Raw genomic sequence first — 18615 nt, forward strand, 5'->3', positions numbered from 1 at the left:
TGTGCTCACCCGTCGGCCCGAGACCCCACCCGACCAAGTTCACTCAGGGGAAGCGACATCGTGGCCGTCCCGGCCGTTGGAGACGGCAACCGGCTCTTTACGACCAGCGCACTCCTTCTGTACCCGCAGCGCACAACGCCCGCTCGTGACTGGTCCGTCCGCTTCCCGCGTGACTAGTTTCCGAGCAACTGAATGTGATCCGCGTGGTGTTCCCCATGGACGGCGACTGGCGATCGGCCGGAGGGCCCGCACTGCGATCGGTGCAGGTGCGGCACTCGCGCGATCAGTTCCCGCAAAGACACGGACGAGGTGTTGTTGTGGCGCAATGGAAGAGGCGCGAGGACGAACGGCTGCTCACAGGGGAAGGCCGGTATGTCGCCGATATCGACGTGCCGGGGTGTTTGGATGCCGCATTCGTGAGAAGCAAGGTCGCCCACGGCCTGCTACGGGCCGTGGACTGTAGGGCGGCCCGTGACGTGCCCGGTGTCGTGGGAGCCTGGTCGGCCGCGGATCTGCCGGACCTTCCTGCGGTCCCGTACACCCTGTTGGCGGGGCTCTCCACGGAAGACGCCGTCGCGGGCCGGGAGTGGCCGGCTCTGGTGAAGGACCGAGTGCGCTATCCGGGCGAGGCGCTGGCGGTCGTCCTCGGAGCGGACCGGTACCGGGCGGAGGACGGAGTCGCCGAGGTCACCGCCACGATCGATCCCTTGCCCGCGGTGGTGACACCGTCCGCGGCGCTGGACGACTCCGTCCGCCTGTTCGACGGGCTGAGCAACATCGCCCTGCGGGGCGAGGCGGGAGAACCCATCGACCCGTCCGTCTGGCAGGACGCGGCCGTCGTCGTCGAGGCCACCTACCGCCAGCAACTGCTGATGCCCAGCCCCATGGAATGCCGCACGGTCCTCGCCGTACCCGAGGCGGACCGGCTGACGGTGTGGTCGGGGCACCAGATGCCGCACCGGCTGCGCCGTGAACTGGCCGCGCTACTCGGCTGGTCCACCGACCGGATCCGGGTCGTCGTCCCGGACACCGGAGGCGCCTTCGGGTCCAAGAGCGCCGCGTTCCCCGAGTTCGTGATCGTCGCCTACCTGGCGGTGAAGCTCGGGCGACCGGTCCGCTGGATCGAGGACCGCATGGAGTCGATGCTCGTCGCCACCCGGGGCAGGGGACAGGACCAGACCGTCCGGCTCGCCGCCGACGCCGATGGACGGCTGCTCGCCTACGCGTTGACGATCGACGCCGACATCGGCGCCTATCCGCACCTCGGCGTGGGACTGCCCATGCAGACGGCGTGGATGGCGACCGGTGCGTACACCACCCCACGCGTCCACGCGACGCTGCGCTCGGTGCTCACCAACACCATGGTGACCTATCCGTACCGGGGTGCCGGACGTCCCGAGGCCGCGATCGCCATCGAGCGGACGATGGACCTGCTCGCCCGGCGCCTCGGCATGGATCCGATCGAGCTGCGGCGGCGCAACTTCATTCCGCCCGACGCCTTCCCGTACGAGACGCCGACCGGACGCCGCTACGACAGCGGGAACTACGCCGCCGCTCTGGACCTGGCCCTCAAGACGCTCGACTACGAGAAGTGGCGTGCCGAGCGGGACCGTCGCCGCCAGGACCCGGACGCCCTGCCGCTGGGCATCGGCGTCTCCTGCTATGTGGAGCGCTCGGGCGGCGAACCCGGCGGCCTGCACGAGTTCGGCAGCCTCGAGGTGCACGAGGACGGGACCGTCACCGCCCGGTGCGGTGCAGCGCCCAGCGGTCAGTCGCATGAGACGGTCTTCCCCGCGCTGGTTGCCAAGGTCCTCGGCATTCCGGAGACACAGGTCCGCCTCGTCGAGGGTGACACCGATGAACAGCCCGAAGGACTGGGCTCGTTCGCCAGTCGGTCGGCGCAGGTCGCCGGCGCCATGCTCCAGCACGCGGCGACTCTCCTGATCGAGGAGGCCCGTAGACGGGCGGCGGGGCTGTGGAGGGTGCCGGTCGACGAGGTCGAGTGGGTGGACGGCACCGTGCACCTGGCCGCCGACGGTTCGGCGGCCATGAGCCTGGGCGCTCTGATGAAGACCACCGGTCCGTTGCGCGTCGAGGACCGTTACGAGGCCGGCATGGCGTTTCCCTTCGGCGCGCACGTGGCGGTGATCGAGGTGGATCCGGACCTGGGCACCGTACGCGTCCTCAGGCTCGTGGCCGTCGACGACTGCGGAGTGGTTCTTGACCCGACGGTGGTGCACGGGCAGGCGTTCGGATCGGCCGTGCAGGGCATCGGCCAGGCTCTCTACGAAGGCATGACGTTCGACGACGACGGCGTACCGCATCTGGGATATGGATTCCTGGACTACCTGCTCCCGACGTTCGCGGAGATCCCACCCATCGATATCAAGGACACCTGTACCCCCAGCCCCAGCACACCGCTGGGTGCCAAGGGCGCGGGGGAGTCGGGCTGCATCGGCACCCCGGCAGCCATCGTCAACGCCGTGGCCGACGCCTTGCGGATCGTGGATCCCGACCTGCTGCAGATGCCGCTCACCCCGGACAGCGTCTGGCGCGCGGCGCGTGCCCCCAAACACGAGGAAGGCGCCCGGTGAAACCCGCACCCTTCGACTACGTGGTACCCCGCACGGTCTGCGAGGCCGTCGAGGCACTCGGCGACACCGGGCGCAAGGCCCAGGTGATCGCCGGAGGACAGAGCCTGATCCTGGAGATGCACCTGCTACGCATCGGGCCGGAGCTCCTCGTCGACATCAACCGCATTCCGGAGCTCGACCGCATGAGCGTCGAGGGCGACGAGCTGCGCGTCGGCGCTCTGATCCGCCACGCGACCTTCGAATCGGCCGATGCCGTACCGGGCCCGCTGGGCACCCTGCTGTCCCGGGCCGTGGTCAACATCGCCCATCCACCCATCCGCTCCCGTGGGACCATGGCCGGCAGCTTCGCCTACGCCCATCCCGCCTCGGAATGGTGCGCCATCGGCGTCGCCCTGGACGCCGCCGTGGAAGTGATCGGGCCGGGCGGCGCCCGTGAGATCGCGGCCCGCGACTACTTCCTCGGGCCGAACCACACCGCGCGCCGGCCCCAGGAGCTCATCACCGCCGTACGCCTCCCGCTGCTCGGCGAGAACACCGGCGTGGGCTTCATCGAGCACCGCCGCACGCACTTCACCTTCGCCCAGGTCGCCGTCGCGGCGGCCCTCACGGTGAACGACGGCGTGATCAGCGCGGCGCGGATCGGACTGGTCAACTCCGCGGACCGTCCGGTACGGGCGCGCAACGCGGAATGGTCGCTGCTCGGTGCCGACATCGGCCCGCTCCCGTCGGGGCCCCGGCTCCCGGACGACCATCCGTTCGCCCGCGCCGGCCGGGTCGCCGCCCGGGAAGACGCTGCGCCGGTCGCCGAACCGTACGCCGACGTCGACTACAAGCGGCAGGCCATCGCCGTCCTGGTCGGCAGAACGCTCCTCGAGGCTGCGGCAGACCAGCGCGCCCGCCTCGCCGCACGAGAGGGACATCACGGATGAAGATCACGCTCAATGTGAACGGCAAGGAACACGCCCTCGACGTGGAGCCCCGCCGCCTGCTCGCCGACGTCCTGCGCGACGACCTGGGGCTCACAGGTACGCACCTGGGATGCGAGCACGGCATCTGCGGGGCCTGCACCGTTCTCATGGACGGCAAGGCGGTCCGCGCGTGCCTCGTGCTGGCCGTGCAGTGCGACAGCCGCTCCGTCCGCACGGTGGAGGGCCTCGCGGGTCCCGCCGGCGAACCCCACGCGCTGCAACGGGCGTTCTCGGCCGAGCACGCGCTCCAGTGCGGATTCTGCACACCGGGCTTCCTCATGGTGGCCGCCGGGGCGCTCGAAGCCGATCCCGACCTCGCTGACGACCCGGAGGCCATCGCGGGTGTGGTCGGGTCCAACATCTGCCGGTGCACCGGCTACGAACCCATCCGGCGCGCCATCGCGCGCGCGGCCCAAGAGCAGCGGGAAGCCACCGCCTGACACGCGGGCCCCGTCCGGGAGCGCCGCTCCCCGGGGCCGATCAAGGAGAACACCATGAACGGTGACATCCGCGCAGGCGTCATCGACGTCCACGCACACTGGCTGCCACGCGACCTGCTCGCCCTCCCACTCGGAAACCCGCTCGGCGGCATGAACGACCGCGACGGCGAACTCTTCCTGGGGGACATCCCGTTGTCGTTCCCGACCGCGGCGATGACCGACGTCGACACCATCGTCGCCGACACGCTGAAGGCCGGGCTCGGCGCGCGTGTCGTCTCCGCACCGCCCTTCGCCTTCCCCGTCCACGCTCCCGCCGAGGCGGACGACTACGTCACCGCCTACAACGAGCAGCTCGCCGACGCCGTGTCCCGTACGGATGGAACACTCGTCGGACTCGGACTGGTCCGGCTGGACGACGTGGCCGCCGCCCGGCGGGAGCTGACACGGCTCGCTGCCGCGGAAGGCATCGCGGGCGTTGCCGTCCCACCCGTGGTCGACGGCCGGTCCTACGACCGGGGTGTGCCACGGGAGGTCCTCGGCGTCGCCGCCGAACTGGGGCTGTCCGTACTGGTCCACCCGATGCAACTGCCGCGCGCCGAATGGGACCGTCACTACCTGGTCAACCTCATCGGCAATCCGGTGGAGACCACGACCGCCGTGGCCGCCGTCCTGTTGGGCGGCGTCCTCGAAGAACTCCCCGACCTGCGGATCTGCTTCGTCCACGGCGGGGGCTGTGCATCCTCCCTGCTGGGACGCTGGGGACACGGCTGGCGCTCCCGCGACGATGTGCACCGGGGAAGCACCCGTCCCCCCGCGGAGTCCTTCGACCGCCTCTACTTCGACACGATCACCCACGACCCGGAGGTACTGAGACTGCTGCGAGCCCACGCCTCGCCCGACCGCATCGTCTGCGGCAGCGACTACCCCTTCGACATGGCGCAGCCCGACCCGGTCGGATACCTGCTGGAGCACGGGATCGACGCCGCGACGCTCGAAGAGAACGGTCGCAGGTTCCTCGGGATGAAGCCAGCGGACGCATCGCGATGACACGCTCGTCCGGCCGACGGCAGCCGGCCGGATACGCCTGAGCCCCCTGAAACAGAATCAGGGGGCTCAGACGTATCCGGTGCGCCCCGTGGGGCGAGCGGACCCTGCGTCAGGACGGTGGCCTTGTCCAGGCGGGGTCGGCGGCCGAGAGACGGTGGGTCATCAGGGAGGTGAGGGCGAGGAGCAGCAGGGCCAGGCCCAGGGTGAGCACGAGGTGGCCGTGCAGCACCAGTCGGGCTCCGGCGAGTGCGCCGAGGAACATCACCAGCACGGACAGGATCCGGCGGCCGGATCGCGGTGCCGCACCGCCGGCCGGCGGGGAGTCCGCGGCCAGCCCCGTCAGGGTCAGGGTCAGTACGGTCGTGGTGAGGTCCGGGACGCCGAGGCGCCGGGCGACGGCGTTCTGCAGGCCCATGGCGAGCCCGAGGAACACGATCAGTGTGTACTGGACGCCCGTGGTGACCCGGCCGTCGGTGACCGCGGCGGCAGCCACGGTGACGGCGACCAACACCGTCTGCACGGCGGTGGCCGTCTTCAGCAGCTTTCCGCGGTGGGTCGCGAACCGGGTGCCGAGCCTGCCCCCGGCGAGCGCGCCGACGAGGAATGCCGCCAGCGAGACCAGGGAGGCGAGCACGGACAGGTTCGCGGCACCCACCAGGGCGAACCCCAGGAACACCACATTGCCGGTCATGTTGGCCACGAAGACGTGCCCGAGCCCCAGAAAGCTCACCGCGTCGATCAGACCGGTGACCACCGTCAGCGTCAGCATCAGGAGAGGCAGCGGGCCGTGGCGGTCCTGCTCTTGCGGTGCGAGCGTGCGTATGGCGTCACTCAGCAGCCTGCGCATGACGCTTCCTTTCCGTTGCGGGGGACGGGTGGTGCAGCACCACCCGGGTGAGCAGTCCGCTCACCGGGCCGACCACGATCGCGGGGAGGACGATCCACAGCGGCCAGGGTGTGACGCCCAGCGCCTCGTCGAGCGACCACCGGCCGGGGCCGGTGAGGGCCAACACCGCGGAGACGACGACGAGGACCAGCGGGTATTCGTAGCCGTCGTTCTGCACCCACAGGCCGTTGGGCCGTTTGACGGTGCCCGCGACCGTCATCACACCCATGGCGGCCATCGCGGCCAGGGGCGTGAGCAGTCCGGCGGTCAGGAACAGGCCGGCACCGATCTGACTGGTACCCGCGACGATCGCGGTGAGCCGACCGCCGCGGAACCCGTCGTGGCGGAACTCCTCGGTTCCGCCTGCCAAGCCGTGGCCTCCGAGCCGGAAACTCACCTTCTGGACTCCGTGGCCGGCGATGAGAAGTCCCGCGACCAGCCGGAGGGCCAGTAGTCCAGCGTCCATCATTTCCTTGCCTGTTCCCGACTCGGTCCTTGACTGCTCTGTCTCTGTGCCGGTCCGGCGATCAGCCGGCGGCGTGGTCCCCGATGACGGCCTGTGCGTAGACCACGCCGAGGCCGTAGGCACCGGCGTGCTCCTTCACCACGTCCATGACCGACGGGTAGGTCTCCGTGCGGGCCCAGTCACGCTGCAGCTCGAGGAGGACCTGCACCCAGGTGACCGGGACCGCGCCGGCCTGGACCATGCGCTGGATGGCGTGTTCGTGGGCCTTCGGGCTGACGCCACCGGACGCGTCGGTCACCACGTAGACCTCGTAGCCCTGGGTGAGGGCGGAGAGCGCGGGCAGGACGATGCAGACCTCGGTCCACAGACCGGCCAGGACCAGCTTCTTGCGGCCGGTGGCCTTGACCGCCTCGACGAAGGCGGCGTCCTCCCAGGCGTTCATCGAGGTGCGGTCGACGATCGTCTCGTCGGGGAAGACCTCGGACAGCTGCGGCAGGATCGGGCCGGAGAAGGATTCGGCGGCCACGGTGCTCAGCACGACCGGCACGTCGAACACCTTGGCGGCCTTCGCCAGGCCGACGGTCGAGTTGATGATCGCGGTGCGGTCGCCGCTGCCGGTGCCGAAGAACATCTGCGGCTGGTGGTCGATGAACAGCACCGCGCAGTTGTCCGGGGTGAGCAGGTCCGGGCTGGGGGCCGCGGTGACCTCGGAGATGTTGACCATGAGAGGGCCTTTCCGGTGTGTGGTGGTCGCGGACGGATGTCCGCTGTCGGGCGCAACTGCGCGGTGTGCGGCGCGAGTTGGCGCGGTGTACCGGGAGGGGCGGCTCGTGGCCGGGCCCCTCCCGGGAGATCAGAGGGAGAAGCAGGGATCGAAGAACGTGCTCTCCGTCTCCGGGGCCAGGCCGCGCCGGGCGCGCCACTGGCGGTGCTGCTCCGACTCGGCGACGGCCTGGCCGAGCAGTTCGGCCTGGCGGGCGCCGGCCAGGCCCGTACGAGGCGTGGCCTGGTAGCCGCCGAAGTGCGCCACCGGGCTCCACTCGGGGCTGACCGGCGGCAGTTCCTCGTCGAGGCCCTCGTACTCGGCGGTCGCGTAGACGATCCGGCCGCCGACGACCGTCAGCAGGGACTCGATGTGCGCGATGTCCGGCTCGGACACGGTGAAGTAGTCCTCGGACAGGACCGCCAGGTCGCCGAGGAAGCCCGGGCGCAGGACGCCCTTGGTGCCCTCCTCCCCGGTCAGCGCGGCACCCGCCGCGGTGAACATCGCCAGCGCGGTCCGGCGGTCGACCCGGTTGTGCGGCGGGCGGACGACCAGGTCGCCCACGGTGCGGCCGGTGACCAGCCAGTGCAGGGCGACCCACGGGTTGTAGGTGGAGACCCGGGTCGCGTCGGTGCCCGCGCCGACGGTCAGGCCGCGCTCCAGCATGGCCCGGATCGGCGGGGCGTCCGCGGCGGCACCGGGACCGTAGCGGCGTACGAACGCCTCGCCCTGGAAGGCCAGCCGGTTCTGTACGGACATGGCGCCGCCGAGGGCGGCGATGCGGTCCAGGCTGTCCGCGGAGGCGGTCTCCGCATGGTCGAACAGCCACCGGTTGCCGGCCGGGAAGAGCCCTTCCGCGGCGAGCTTCTCGAACACCGCCAGGTCCCGGCGGATGGTCTCGTCATAGGTGGCATGCAGCCGGAATCCCCAGCCGTTCTCCATGAGCAGACGTACGGCCTTCTCGAATTCCGTTTCATATGCGGCGAGTTCCGGCCGCGGCTCGGCGAAGTTCTCGAAATCCGCCGCCGCCCACGTCAGATTCTCGCCCGCGCCATTGAGCCGAAGCCATTCGTCCCCGTCCTCGGGGCGAGCCGTTTCGATCCAGCGGGTGAGATCGGCGATTTCCTGACCGGCGGTCTGCGGGAAGAGGTGATAGGCGATGCGCAGCGACAACTGGCCGGCCTTCGCCAGTTCGACGACCGTGCTGTAGTTGTCGGGGAAGTTCTGGAACCCTCCGGCCGCGTCGATCGCCGACGTGAGGCCGAACCTGTTCAGTTCCCGCAGGAAGTGGCGGGTGGAGGTCTTCCTGTCCGCGCCCTCCAGCACCGGGGCCTTGGCCAGGGTCGAGTAGAGGACGAGGGCGCTGGGGGCGGCCAGCAGCATGCCCGTGGGCTCACCGTCCCGGCCCCGTACGATCTGGCCGCCCCTGGGGTCGGGGGTGTCCCGGGTGTATCCGGCGGCCTTGAGGGCCGCCCGGTTGAGCACCGCCGACTGGTACAGGTGCAGGACGAACACCGGGGTGTCCGGCGCGGCGGCGTTCAGCTCGGCGACGGTCGGCAGCCGCCGCTCGGCGAACTGCTCGGCCGACCATCCGCCCACCACCCGCACCCACTGGCCCCTGGGCGTCCGCGCCGCCTGCTCACGCAGCATCGCCAGGCCCTGGCGCAGCGTGGGGACACCGTCCCAGCGCAACTCCAGTACGTAGTTGAGCCCGCCGCGGATGACATGCAGATGCGCGTCGTTGAGGCCGGGGACCATCCGGCGGCCGAGGGCGTCGACCACCTTCGTGTCCGGGCCGACGTGGGAGGCGACGTCGTTGTCGTCGCCGACCACCGTGATGACGCCCCCGCGGATGGCGATCGCCTCGGCCTGCGGGCGGACCGGGTCTCCGGTGTGGATCTTCGCGTTGCGGACGACCAGGTCCGCGGCGTTGTCGGTGGCGTGGGGAACCAGCCCACCGACCGGCATCGTGGACACCTTTCGACAACCTCCTGCTGGATGAACGACGTCGACGGCGGCTGCCTCGACTGCTCTGTGCGTCGGCAGCGGCGGGCGGGAAAACATCGGGGCATGCGCCAACACCGCGCCCGAGCCGAACCGATCCGCATTCCGGGTGGGAATTCCCTGCGATACGCAGACCGGACCCGGCCGCCCTCGACTGCTGCGCCGCCAAGCTATTTCTCGCAAAAGCGCCCGGGTATCCCGGCAGTGCACTGGATACGTTCCGACAGTGCACTGCCTCTCCGCGCACTCCGGGAGCAACTCCGGTGCACTCTTGGGCAATTTCCGCCACCGGTGCGACTTAGCATGGCGAACCGACGACTCCGCAGACCTCCGCGCCTGCCCCGGAGCCGCCTCACCGTGCCGGTGAGACCGGCGCCCCTACACCCACTAGGGAGTTCCCCATGTCCGACTCCGGCTCCGACGCCGTCGTCCCGGCCCAGCCGGTCCTGGAACCGGCCGCGGCCGCGTTCGCCGAGGCCACGGCCAACCCGCCCTACCTCTTCGACCTGCCCCCGGCCGAGGGCCGCAAGGCGGTCGACGAGGTGCAGTCCGGCGAGATCGAGAAGCCGTTGGTCGACGAGGAGTGGATCACCGTCCAGGGCGGCCCGACGGGCAGTGTCCGCGCCCGCATCGTCAGGCCCGCCGGCGCCGGGGGGACCCTGCCGGTGATCCTCTACATCCACGGCGCGGGCTGGGTGTTCGGCAACGCCCACACCCACGACCGCCTGGTGCGCGAACTCGCCGTCGGCGCGGGCGCCGCCGTGGTGTTCCCCGAGTACGACCTGTCCCCCGAGGCCCGCTACCCGGTCGCCATCGAGCAGAACTACACCGTCGCGCGGTGGGTCGTGGAGCAGGGCGCGTCCAAGGGCCTCGACGGCTCCCGGCTGGCCGTCGCCGGCGACTCCGTCGGCGGCAACATGACCGCCGCCCTCACCCTGATGGCCAAGGAGCGCGGTGGGATCCCGCTGGTGCAGCAGGTGCTGTTCTACCCGGTGACCGACGCGAACTTCGACACCGGCTCCTACCACCAGTTCGCCACCGGCTACTTCCTGCGCCGCGACGGCATGCAGTGGTTCTGGGACCAGTACACGACCGACGAGGCCGAGCGCGCCCAGATCACCGCCTCCCCGCTGCGCGCCACCACCGAGCAGCTCACCGGCCTGCCCCCGGCTCTGGTCATCACCGGCGAGGCCGACGTGCTCCGCGACGAGGGCGAGGCGTACGCCAACAAGCTGCGCAAGGCCGGCGTCCCGGTCACCGCCGTGCGCTTCCAGGGCATCATCCACGACTTCGTGATGCTCAACGCGCTGCGCGAGACCCACGCCGCCGAGGCCGCCATCACGCTGGCCACCGGCGTCCTGCGCACGGCGCTCCACGCGGGCTGACACCCCGCTTGGCGCCCACCTCCGCGGCGCCCGCGCGGACGGACACCTCGCACGGTGTCCGTCCGCGCGGCGCGTTCGCCCGGGCCCAGGGCCGGACCCGGCCGCGCGCCCCGGTCACCGACGCGGCATCGCCACCACCGCGACCAGGCCCGCCAGCAGCACACCGGCGAGCAGCACCGGTGCCGGGGACCAGGCGGCCGCCAGGACACCGACCGCGGCGACGGGGAACGGAATCCGCTCGGCCCGGCTCCTCTGGTGCGGCCGCAGGTGCACGACCCAGACCGTGATCAGGAAGACGGCCGCCGGAACGGTGACCGCGGCGCCGGCGGCGACCGACGAACCCTGGGTGTGGCGCGTGACGTGATCGGCGTACGCGGCCAGGCCGGCGCCCTCCGCGGTCGCCGAGGCGAAGACCAGGTAGTGGCCGTAGGCCCAGAGGAACCTCCTGCGATGCGCCTGGTGCGTCGTGGCGAGCAGCGTGTGCGCGGGCCTGGCGAAGTACAGCCACCACATGGCGAAGGCCACCAGCAGGCCGCCCGCCGCCAGCGCGTACAGCGCACCGGTGCCCTGATGCCGGTCGAAGGCGCCGCGGACGGCGACGGTGGCGGCCGCGACGCACTCGCCGAGGACTATCAGGGTGAACAGTTCGTAGCGCTCGGCGATGTGGCGCGGATGCCAGGGCGTCATCCCGGCGGACTGCGCCCACACGGGCACGGACACCTCGGCCACGATCATCACCACGATGCCCGGCAGCCGCACCGGTTCCGGGACAAGGAGCAACCCCACCCAGCCGAGCTGACACACCATCACCCCGGCGGCGAAGCGCAACGTGGTCCTCCGCCGGGCGGGATCGGACAGCGCCGCACGCACCCACAGCGCGGCCAACGTGGTCCGCAGTACGACGTACCCGAGCGTGATGATGTGCAGATCCCCGTGCTCGAACGCGCGGCGCACGCCGGCGGCCAGCACGAGCGAGCCCGTGATCTGCACCAGCACCGTCAGCCGGTACGTGACGTCGTCCGGGTCGTAGGCGGAGGCGAACCAGGTGAAGTTCATCCACGCCCACCAGATGGTGAAGAAGACCAGCCCGAAGCGCAGCGCACCGCCGGCATAGTCCCCCTCCGTCAGCGCCCCGCGCAGACTCGTGGACGCCTGCGCCACCGCGACGACGAAGCACAGGTCGAAGAAGAGCTCCAGCGAGGTGGCGGTCCGGTTCGGCTCGCCGGGGTTGCGGCCCACCATGGTGCGCCGCCGCCGGGCACCCGGGTCCGCCTGCAGGGTCGGGGCGCGGTTCAGTGGAGGGCTCCCAGGGCCGTCTCGATGGTCCGGTGGAAGGTGGGATAGGTGTAGATCATGTGCCGAAGGCGGTCGACGGGCACCTCGGCATGGACGGCCACGTTCAGCCCGTGCAGCACCTCACCGCCCGCCGGACCCGCCGAGGTCGCACCGATCAGCACGCCCCGGTCGGCATCTTCGACGAGCTTGATGAACCCCTCGTTGCCCGGCCCGTGGATCCAGCCGCGCGTGGAGGAAGCGAGGGCCACCACGCTGGTGCGCACGCGCAGGCCCTGCTCGCGCGCCTGCCGCTCCGTCAGCCCCACGGCCCCGATCTCCGGATCGGTGAAGGTGACCCGGGGCAGCGCCCGGTAGTCGGCGTCGGGACCGGCCTGCCCGAGGATGTCCCGGACCGCGATCTCCGCCTGGTACATCGACACATGGGTGAACGAGCCCCGGCCGGCGATGTCGCCGACCGCCCACAGCCCCTCCCCGGCCCGCATCTGCCCGTCCGTGGCAACGGCTCCCGCTGCCGGATCGAGCCCCACGGTGTCGACCGCCAGCGGGGTCAGGTCGGCCTGTCGTCCGGTGGCGACCAGCAGCCGTTCGGCACTCAGCAGTTGCCCACTGCCCTCAAGGCGCACGGTGAATGCGTTGCCGACACGGTCGACCTGCCGCACCCGCGTGCCGGTGAGGACGGTGACGCCGTCGGCGCGCAGCGCGTCCGCGGCGAGCTCCCCCGCTTCGGGCTCCTCCTGCGCAAGCAGCCGGTCCTGCCCCTCGATCACCGTGACCGCGCACCGGAAGCGGGCGAAGACCTGGGCGAGTTCGACGCCGATGGCGCCTCCGCCGAGCACCACCATGGACGCCGGCAGCTCCTTCGCGGCCATGGCGTCCCGGTTGGTCCAGTACGGCGTTCCTTCCAGACCCGGCACCGGTGGGATCCGGGGCCGGGTACCGGTGGCCAGCACGACACCGCGCCGGGCCTCGAACGTACGGTCGCCGACCGTCACCCGGCGCGGCCCGGCGAGGCGCCCCGTCCCCCGGACGAGCCGCCCGCCCTTCGCCGTGAAGCGGTCCGCGGCCACCTGGTCGTTCCAGTCGGCGGTGGCCTCGTCGCGGATCCGTCCGGCGACCCTGGCCCAGTCCGGCGTCACCACCGCCGCACCGGCGAGGGCGGAGACCCGGCCCGCCTCGGCGAGCAGGTTCCCGGCCCGGATCATCATCTTGCTGGGCACGCATGCCCAGTACGGACACTCGCCGCCGACGAGTTCCGCCTCGACCCCCACCACGTCCAGCCCCGCTTCGGCCAGCGTGCCGGCGACGTACTCGCCGCCCGGCCCCAGCCCGAGCACCACCACATCTGCCTGCTCGTTCGCGCTCATGCCTCTCCTCGTTCCGCCCGTTCTCCGGGCATGGACTGCCCCGCCGACGCTAGAGCGGCCCGGCGGCGCCCCGAGTCCGCCCGCGCACAGAGGCTTGCCCGAGAGCGAACGCCGAGGACGGGGGCCGGGCGCAGTGCGCTGGCGGGGGCCACCGCATGCACTGCCGGTCAAGACACCCGCCGACCGGGCACCTAGCGTCACCGGAGTACCCACAGCACGGCACCACAGGAGATGCACCATGACCATCAACTCCCCGGCCACACACGGCAGTCAGCCCTGGCTGCACCAGAAGGGCGCGGTGATCCAGGAGTTCGGGACCGTCAAGCAGTTCCCGGTCGCCCTGTCCTACGACGCGCGGATGTACTCCTGCCAGCGTCTGAACAAGGCCCTCGCGGACACCCAGATGCTCTACGGCCTCTACAAGAAGCACCACTGGCTGATGCGCGGGGCGACCTTCTACCAGCTGCACCTGGTCCTGGACAAGCACGCGGGCGAACAGCTCGACATCATCGACACTCTCGCCGAACGCGTCCAGTCCCTGGGCGGCGTCGCGGTGGGAGACCCCCGGCACGCCGCCGAGATCACGTCGATCCCGCGGCCCCCGGACGGGGTGGAAGAGGTGCCGGCCATGCTGTCCCGGCTGCTGGAGGCCCACGAGACCATCCTCATCGACGCCCACGACGCCGCCGCCCGGACCGCCGAGTACGGTGACGACGGCACCATCGACCTGCTGGTCTCCCAGGTGATCCGGACCGGCGAACGGCAGGCGTGGTTCCTGGCCGAGCATCTGGTCGACACGCCGCTGGTCCGCGCCTGAGGAAGGACCGCGGCCCGGGTCCGTCGCGGCTCAAGGCCACACGGTGGAAGTGAAGGTCGTCGAGTTGCCTGCGCCGGCCGTCGCCGTCGCAGGCGACCTCCTTCTTCGACTTCTTCGATCTGATCAACCCGGGTGCCCTCGCGGGCAAGCCGGTCACGGCGCCGGTTCGCCGTACGGTCGGGGGAGTTGGGCGAAGCGGCGCGGCCCGGCGCGGTGGGCGCTCGCCGGGTGGGCCCCGGGCAGGCCGTCGCCGGAGACCGCCTCCGGCCGCCCACGGGCCCGGAACCGCGGCCGCCGCCATGGCGCCCGCGGACCGTGGCTTTCGTCAGCCGGCCGCCGCGAACGCGCCGTGCGCCCAGTCGGCGAAGCTGGTCCAGGGGATCTTCGGATGGGCGGCGTGCAGTGCGGGAATGTCGACGCGATAGCCGGGGCCGTTCAGGAACGTCCACATCGCATGCATGTCCGGGTTGCCGATCGACGTCAGCGGCATCTGCTCATGGCGGACCTCCCGGCCCAGCGCCGCGCCGAGCGTGGCCGCCATCTGCGCGGGAGTGGGCGCGTCGCCGGCCAGTTCGATCCGCTGCCCTACGTAGGGGGCGGGATCGAGCAGCACTTCCGCCGCGAAGGCGCCGAGGTCGGGGCGCGCCAACTGCTGCAGCGGCCGGTCGGACGGCAGCGGCAGATCGAGAACGCCGCCGCGGATGCGCTCCGCGCCGCCCAGGGCGTTGTCGAAGAAATACGTCGGCCCCAGGATCGTGTAGGGCACGTTCCCGGCGGCCAGCTCGGCTTCGACGCGTGCCTTGCTGTCGAAGTGCGGTACCCCGCTCTGCCGGTCGGCCCCGGCCACCGAGCTGAACACCAGATGGGGCACGCGCTCCTGCTCGGCGGCAGCCAGGATCGCCTGCCCCTGCGCCACCTCCGCGTCCAGGCCCGCCTCGAAGGGAGTGGTGAACGCGAAGACGCCCGCCACGCCTCTCATCGCCGCGGCGAGCGACTCGCGATCGCTCAGGGACCCCGCCACCACTTCGACGCCCTTGTCGGCCAGTTCCGTTGCGCCCCTCCGCTGGGGGTCGCGCACCAGGGCCCGGAGCCGGGCCCCGCGGCCCAGCAGCGCGTCGGTCACGGCTCCGCCCTGCCCGCCGGTTGCCGCAAGCACCAGGATCGGCTCATTGATCATCGAAGAACTTCCTTCCCTGTGGGCAGGCGCGGCAGCGGATCAACGCACCGGCCCCACCGTAGCCATCCGCCGCGGACGGCAAGCCCTGCCACGCGGCGCCCCGATCGTAGGCACCTGATCGCTCGGCGGATTGCCTCCCGGTGCACGGCTCTGTGCTCGGAGTGCCCGGTCGGCCGCCACCTCACGGAGGGTGATCCGACGCGCCCGGTCGGGAACGGGCCGAGGGGCCCTACGGCACCCGGGTCAGCCACTCCTGAGAGCTGAACTTCCCGGCGGCCAACTCCTCCGCCCGCGCCAGCTCCTGCGCCGACACCCCGCCCATCGCACCGCCGTACCGGGCCCGGAACGACGCGATCATCCGCGCGATGACCTCCGCCCGCGGCAGACCGGTCTGCCGCCGCAGCGGATCCACCCGCTTCTTCGCGCTGGTGGTGCCCTTGTCCGACAGCTTCTCCCGGCCGATCCGCAGCACCTGCACCATCTTGTCCGCGTCGATGTCGTAGGACATCGTCACGTGGTGCAGCACCGCGCCGCCGCCCGCCGCCATGCGCTTCTGCGCCGCACCGGCGATCTTCCCGGCCTCCGTCGCGATGTCGTTCAGCGGCTTGTACCACGCCTTAATGCCCATGTCGCCGAGCGCGCCCAGCACCCAGTCGTCCAGATAGGCGTAGCTCTCCGCGAAACTCAGGCCCTGGACCAGGGAGTTGGGCACGCAGAGCGAGTAGGTGATGGTGTTGCCCGGCTCCACGAACATCGCGCCGCCGCCCGAGATCCGGCGGACGACCGTGACCCCGTGCCGCGCGGCGCCCTCCGGGTCGACCTCGTTGCGCAGCGACTGGAAGCTGCCGATGATCACCGCCGGGCGGTCCCACTCCCACACCCGCAGCGTCGGCGGCCGCCGTCCCGCGGCGACCTCGGCGGTCAGCACCTCGTCCAACGCCATGTGCAGGGCCGGCGACTGCGGCCCCTCGTGGATGATCTGCCAGTCGAAGTCGGTCCACTCCCGGGCCTCCGCCACCGCCCGGCGCACCGCGATGCCCACCGCCTCGCTGCTGAACCCGAACAGCACCGCACCGGCGGGCAGCGCCGCGTCGATCCGGGCGGCCAGGCCCCGGGCGTCGGTGTCCGCGGGGGCGCCCTCCAGCGCACCGTTGATGGCGTCCAGCGCCTCGTCCGGCTCCAGGAAGAAGTCCCCGGCCACCCGGACGCCGCTCAGCGCCCCGTCCACCACATCGAGGTCGACGACCACCAACTTGCCGCCCGGCACCTTGTACTCACCGTGGTGCATCCCCTGCACGGCTCTCTCCGTCCTTCCCGCAACCGACTGCCGTTCCCCCGCACGGCGCGCGGCCGGCAGCGGCGTCAACCGTAACGCGGGCGGCAGCATTCCCGACGAAAAGGAGGCGATCCGGGCGCAAACCGGTGGGCACCGGGCCGGAACCGCCCGGCCCCGCAGCCGCCCGGCCTCAGCCGAGCGCGTCCAGCAGCCGGGGCAGCGCCGTCCCGATCGGCTCGCGCACCACCTCGGAGGCCAGCGCGTCGTACGGCGTCGGCTCGGCATTGACGATCACCAGGCGCGCCCCGTGCTCCACCGCCACCCCGGCGAGGGAGGCGGCCGGCTGCACCTGGAGCGTGGTACCCACCGCGAAGAACAGCTCGGCGGCCTTCGCCACCCCCAGCGCCTCGCCGAGCACCCGCGGATCCAGCCGCTCCCCGAACATCACCGTCGCCGACTTCAGGATCCCGCCGCAGACCAGGCAGGCCGGATCGGGCTCGCCCGCCGCCACCCGCTCCAGCGCCTGCGCCATCGAGGACCGGGCGTGGCAGCGGGTGCACGCCACCTCCCGGGCGGTGCCGTGGAGTTCCAGCACCTTGCGCGCCGGCATCCCGGCGAGTTGGTGCAGCCCGTCCACGTTCTGGGTGATCACCCGCACCGGGGTCCCGGACCGCTCCAGCCGGGCCACCGCCTCGTGCGCGGCGTTCGGTCGGGCGCGGAACGCCGGGCTCTCCTGGCGCATCCGCCACGACCGCCGCCGGATCTCCGGATCCGCCATGTACGTGTCGAAGGTGACCAGCTTCTCGGCCTCCGGGTCGCGCCGCCACAGCCCGTTCGGTCCGCGGTAGTCGGGGATCCCGGAGTCGGTGGAGATCCCGGCGCCGCTCAGGATCGCCACCAGGGGGCGGTGCGCGGCCCGGTCGTCGGTGCTGCTCATGGGGCGAGCGTACGGAACGGCGCGGGGGACGGCGACCGGGTTGCGCGGTCCGTGCCGAGGCCCCGCGCGGTGGGCCGTCCAGGGGCCGGTCGGGCCGGTAGGGCCGGTCGGGAGCGGGTGCCGCGGCGCGTGCGGCGGTCGCCGTGTCAGCGGGTGGCGTCCGGGTGCCAACCGGGGGCGTGGCGGCGGGCCGCCGCCTCCCAGGCGGGCGCGCCGCCGGGCAGCGGCCAGCCGCGGGTCAGGCCGAAACCGTCGGACAGGGCGCGCAGTTCCGCGTCCAGCCGCCGGCCCGCCGTGGCGATCCGCGTCGGCGCCAGGGGGTCGCCGGCCGTCCGCGCCCGCTCCAGGCAGGCCGCCCGCTCCTCGTAGGCGCGCAGTAGGTGCGGGCCGCCCGGGGGGACCGGTCCGCCCGCCGGGGCCCGGCCCAGGCGCAGGATGCGGGGGCGGCCGCCCTCGGCGAGCGCCGCCGCCAGCCGGTCGTGCCCGTCGAGCACCACGTGGGCGTTCAGGCCGCTGACCGCCCACAGCAGCACGGGCGGCAGCATCCCCTCGCGGAACTGGCGCCGGTACGCCTTCACCCGCGCCGCGTCCGGTGCGGCGAGCGGGCGCAGCGGCAGGACGTCCCGCTGGTCCTCCGCCGGATCGCCGTAACCGAACCAGGTGAGGTGACCGCGGTCCGGGTCGTGCCGCGCGAGCGTCGCCCAGTAGGCGTCCACCGCCCGCGGCCCCATTCCGGGCGACAGCCGCCAGTCACCCTCGTGCAGCGGCCCGACCGGGCTCGCCCGTAGCGCCGCGGCGAAGTGGTGCGCCCAGCGGGCCGCCCAGGCGTCCTCGTCGTCCCCGGCCGCCGCCCGCCGGGCCCGGGCGGTGGCGGCCCGCAGCGGGGGCAGCGGGGAGGCGTACCGGCCGGTCCGGGCGTAGTGCACCCCGTGGTGCGTCACCCGTTGGCGTGCCAGCAGCACGGTCCGTCCGCCCTGCCGCAGCAGCAGTCGCCGGCCCTCGGCGGTCTCCCAGCGCAGCGGCGGCCGGTCCGGGCCGTCCACGGCCAGCGCCAGCCCGTCCCAGCGGACCCCACGGACGGCGCGGGGGAGTGAGGTGAGATCCCGGAGCATGAGGGGAGGGTACGGGTGACGGGTACACCACAACGAGTCGGAACGATCACGAAGACGCGCGACGACCCCCGACGACCCCCGAC

Annotated in this window: 16 protein-coding genes; 6 read left to right on the top strand and 10 right to left on the bottom strand. The window is 72.2% G+C overall.

All coding sequences use genetic code 11. From position 1 onward, the window contains the following. Positions 1 to 416 precede the first annotated feature (416 nt). From CG747_RS25890 to CG747_RS25905, 4 genes are read left to right on the top strand one after another with little or no spacing between them, the layout of a single operon-like run. A complete protein-coding gene (locus CG747_RS25890; RefSeq protein WP_257980717.1) occupies positions 417 to 2594 on the top strand; it encodes a xanthine dehydrogenase family protein molybdopterin-binding subunit in 2178 nt (725 codons plus the stop codon). Continuing rightward, on the top strand, positions 2591 to 3523 hold the full coding sequence (locus CG747_RS25895; protein ID WP_100604242.1) for a xanthine dehydrogenase family protein subunit M: 933 nt from the start codon (positions 2591 to 2593) through the stop codon (positions 3521 to 3523). The genes CG747_RS25890 and CG747_RS25895 overlap by 4 nt, the downstream gene beginning before the upstream one ends. Further along, on the top strand, positions 3520 to 4002 hold the full coding sequence (locus tag CG747_RS25900; RefSeq protein ID WP_100604243.1) for a (2Fe-2S)-binding protein: 483 nt from the start codon (positions 3520 to 3522) through the stop codon (positions 4000 to 4002). The genes CG747_RS25895 and CG747_RS25900 overlap by 4 nt, the downstream gene beginning before the upstream one ends. A gap of 54 nt (positions 4003 to 4056) precedes the next feature. Further along, positions 4057 to 5049 (top strand): amidohydrolase family protein, encoded by a 993-nt coding sequence (locus CG747_RS25905; RefSeq protein ID WP_100604244.1) that lies wholly within the window; start codon positions 4057 to 4059, stop codon positions 5047 to 5049. 109 nt (positions 5050 to 5158) lie between these two features. Here the strand turns inward: CG747_RS25905 and CG747_RS25910 are convergent, their stop codons facing one another. The 4 genes from CG747_RS25910 to CG747_RS25925 all read right to left on the bottom strand — a co-directional run bounded on the left by CG747_RS25910 (position 5159) and on the right by CG747_RS25925 (position 9141). Then, positions 5159 to 5896 carry a YoaK family protein gene (locus CG747_RS25910; RefSeq protein ID WP_100604245.1) on the bottom strand — a complete coding sequence of 246 codons (738 nt, stop codon included), beginning with the start codon at positions 5894 to 5896 and terminating at the stop codon, positions 5159 to 5161. Next, positions 5877 to 6401 carry a DoxX family protein gene (locus CG747_RS25915; protein WP_100604364.1) on the bottom strand — a complete coding sequence of 175 codons (525 nt, stop codon included), beginning with the start codon at positions 6399 to 6401 and terminating at the stop codon, positions 5877 to 5879. Before CG747_RS25915 ends, CG747_RS25910 begins: the two co-directional genes overlap by 20 nt. 61 nt (positions 6402 to 6462) lie before the next feature. Beyond that, positions 6463 to 7125, bottom strand: coding sequence for a hydrolase (locus CG747_RS25920; protein ID WP_100604246.1), 663 nt, complete (start codon positions 7123 to 7125; stop codon positions 6463 to 6465). A gap of 129 nt (positions 7126 to 7254) precedes the next feature. Further along, positions 7255 to 9141 (bottom strand): amidohydrolase, encoded by a 1887-nt coding sequence (locus CG747_RS25925; protein WP_100604247.1) that lies wholly within the window; start codon positions 9139 to 9141, stop codon positions 7255 to 7257. A 428-nt stretch (positions 9142 to 9569) separates the two neighbouring features. Between CG747_RS25925 and CG747_RS25930 the strand changes: the two genes are divergently transcribed. Continuing rightward, on the top strand, positions 9570 to 10553 hold the full coding sequence (locus CG747_RS25930; protein WP_100604248.1) for an alpha/beta hydrolase: 984 nt from the start codon (positions 9570 to 9572) through the stop codon (positions 10551 to 10553). A 114-nt stretch (positions 10554 to 10667) separates the two neighbouring features. Here the strand turns inward: CG747_RS25930 and CG747_RS25935 are convergent, their stop codons facing one another. Together CG747_RS25935 and CG747_RS25940 are read right to left on the bottom strand one after the other, a co-directional pair. Further along, positions 10668 to 11795, bottom strand: coding sequence for a low temperature requirement protein A (locus CG747_RS25935; protein ID WP_100604249.1), 1128 nt, complete (start codon positions 11793 to 11795; stop codon positions 10668 to 10670). A 50-nt stretch (positions 11796 to 11845) separates the two neighbouring features. Next, positions 11846 to 13213 (bottom strand): NAD(P)/FAD-dependent oxidoreductase, encoded by a 1368-nt coding sequence (locus CG747_RS25940; protein WP_100604250.1) that lies wholly within the window; start codon positions 13211 to 13213, stop codon positions 11846 to 11848. A gap of 238 nt (positions 13214 to 13451) precedes the next feature. Here CG747_RS25940 and CG747_RS25945 point away from each other — a divergent pair, with 238 nt between their 5' ends. After that, a complete protein-coding gene (locus CG747_RS25945) occupies positions 13452 to 14030 on the top strand; it encodes a Dps family protein (protein ID WP_100604251.1) in 579 nt (192 codons plus the stop codon). Between the two features lie 325 nt (positions 14031 to 14355). Here CG747_RS25945 and CG747_RS25950 read toward each other — a convergent pair whose 3' ends face one another. The 4 genes from CG747_RS25950 to CG747_RS48225 form a co-directional block, all read right to left on the bottom strand. Continuing rightward, positions 14356 to 15207: an NmrA/HSCARG family protein gene (locus CG747_RS25950; protein WP_100604252.1), complete on the bottom strand. Its 852-nt coding sequence runs from the start codon at positions 15205 to 15207 to the stop codon at positions 14356 to 14358. Positions 15208 to 15436: 229 nt separating this feature from the next. Next, positions 15437 to 16495: a biotin/lipoate A/B protein ligase family protein gene (locus CG747_RS25955; RefSeq protein WP_100604253.1), complete on the bottom strand. Its 1059-nt coding sequence runs from the start codon at positions 16493 to 16495 to the stop codon at positions 15437 to 15439. 178 nt (positions 16496 to 16673) lie between these two features. Next, entirely contained in the window at positions 16674 to 17420 is a 747-nt protein-coding gene (locus CG747_RS25960) for a Sir2 family NAD-dependent protein deacetylase (protein WP_100604365.1), read from the bottom strand. Between the two features lie 146 nt (positions 17421 to 17566). After that, positions 17567 to 18532 (bottom strand): hypothetical protein, encoded by a 966-nt coding sequence (locus tag CG747_RS48225; RefSeq protein WP_180985711.1) that lies wholly within the window; start codon positions 18530 to 18532, stop codon positions 17567 to 17569. Between the last annotated feature and the right edge of the window lie 83 nt (positions 18533 to 18615).

This window comes from Streptomyces sp. CB02959 (assembly GCF_002803155.1).
Lineage (GTDB): Bacteria > Actinomycetota > Actinomycetes > Streptomycetales > Streptomycetaceae > Streptomyces.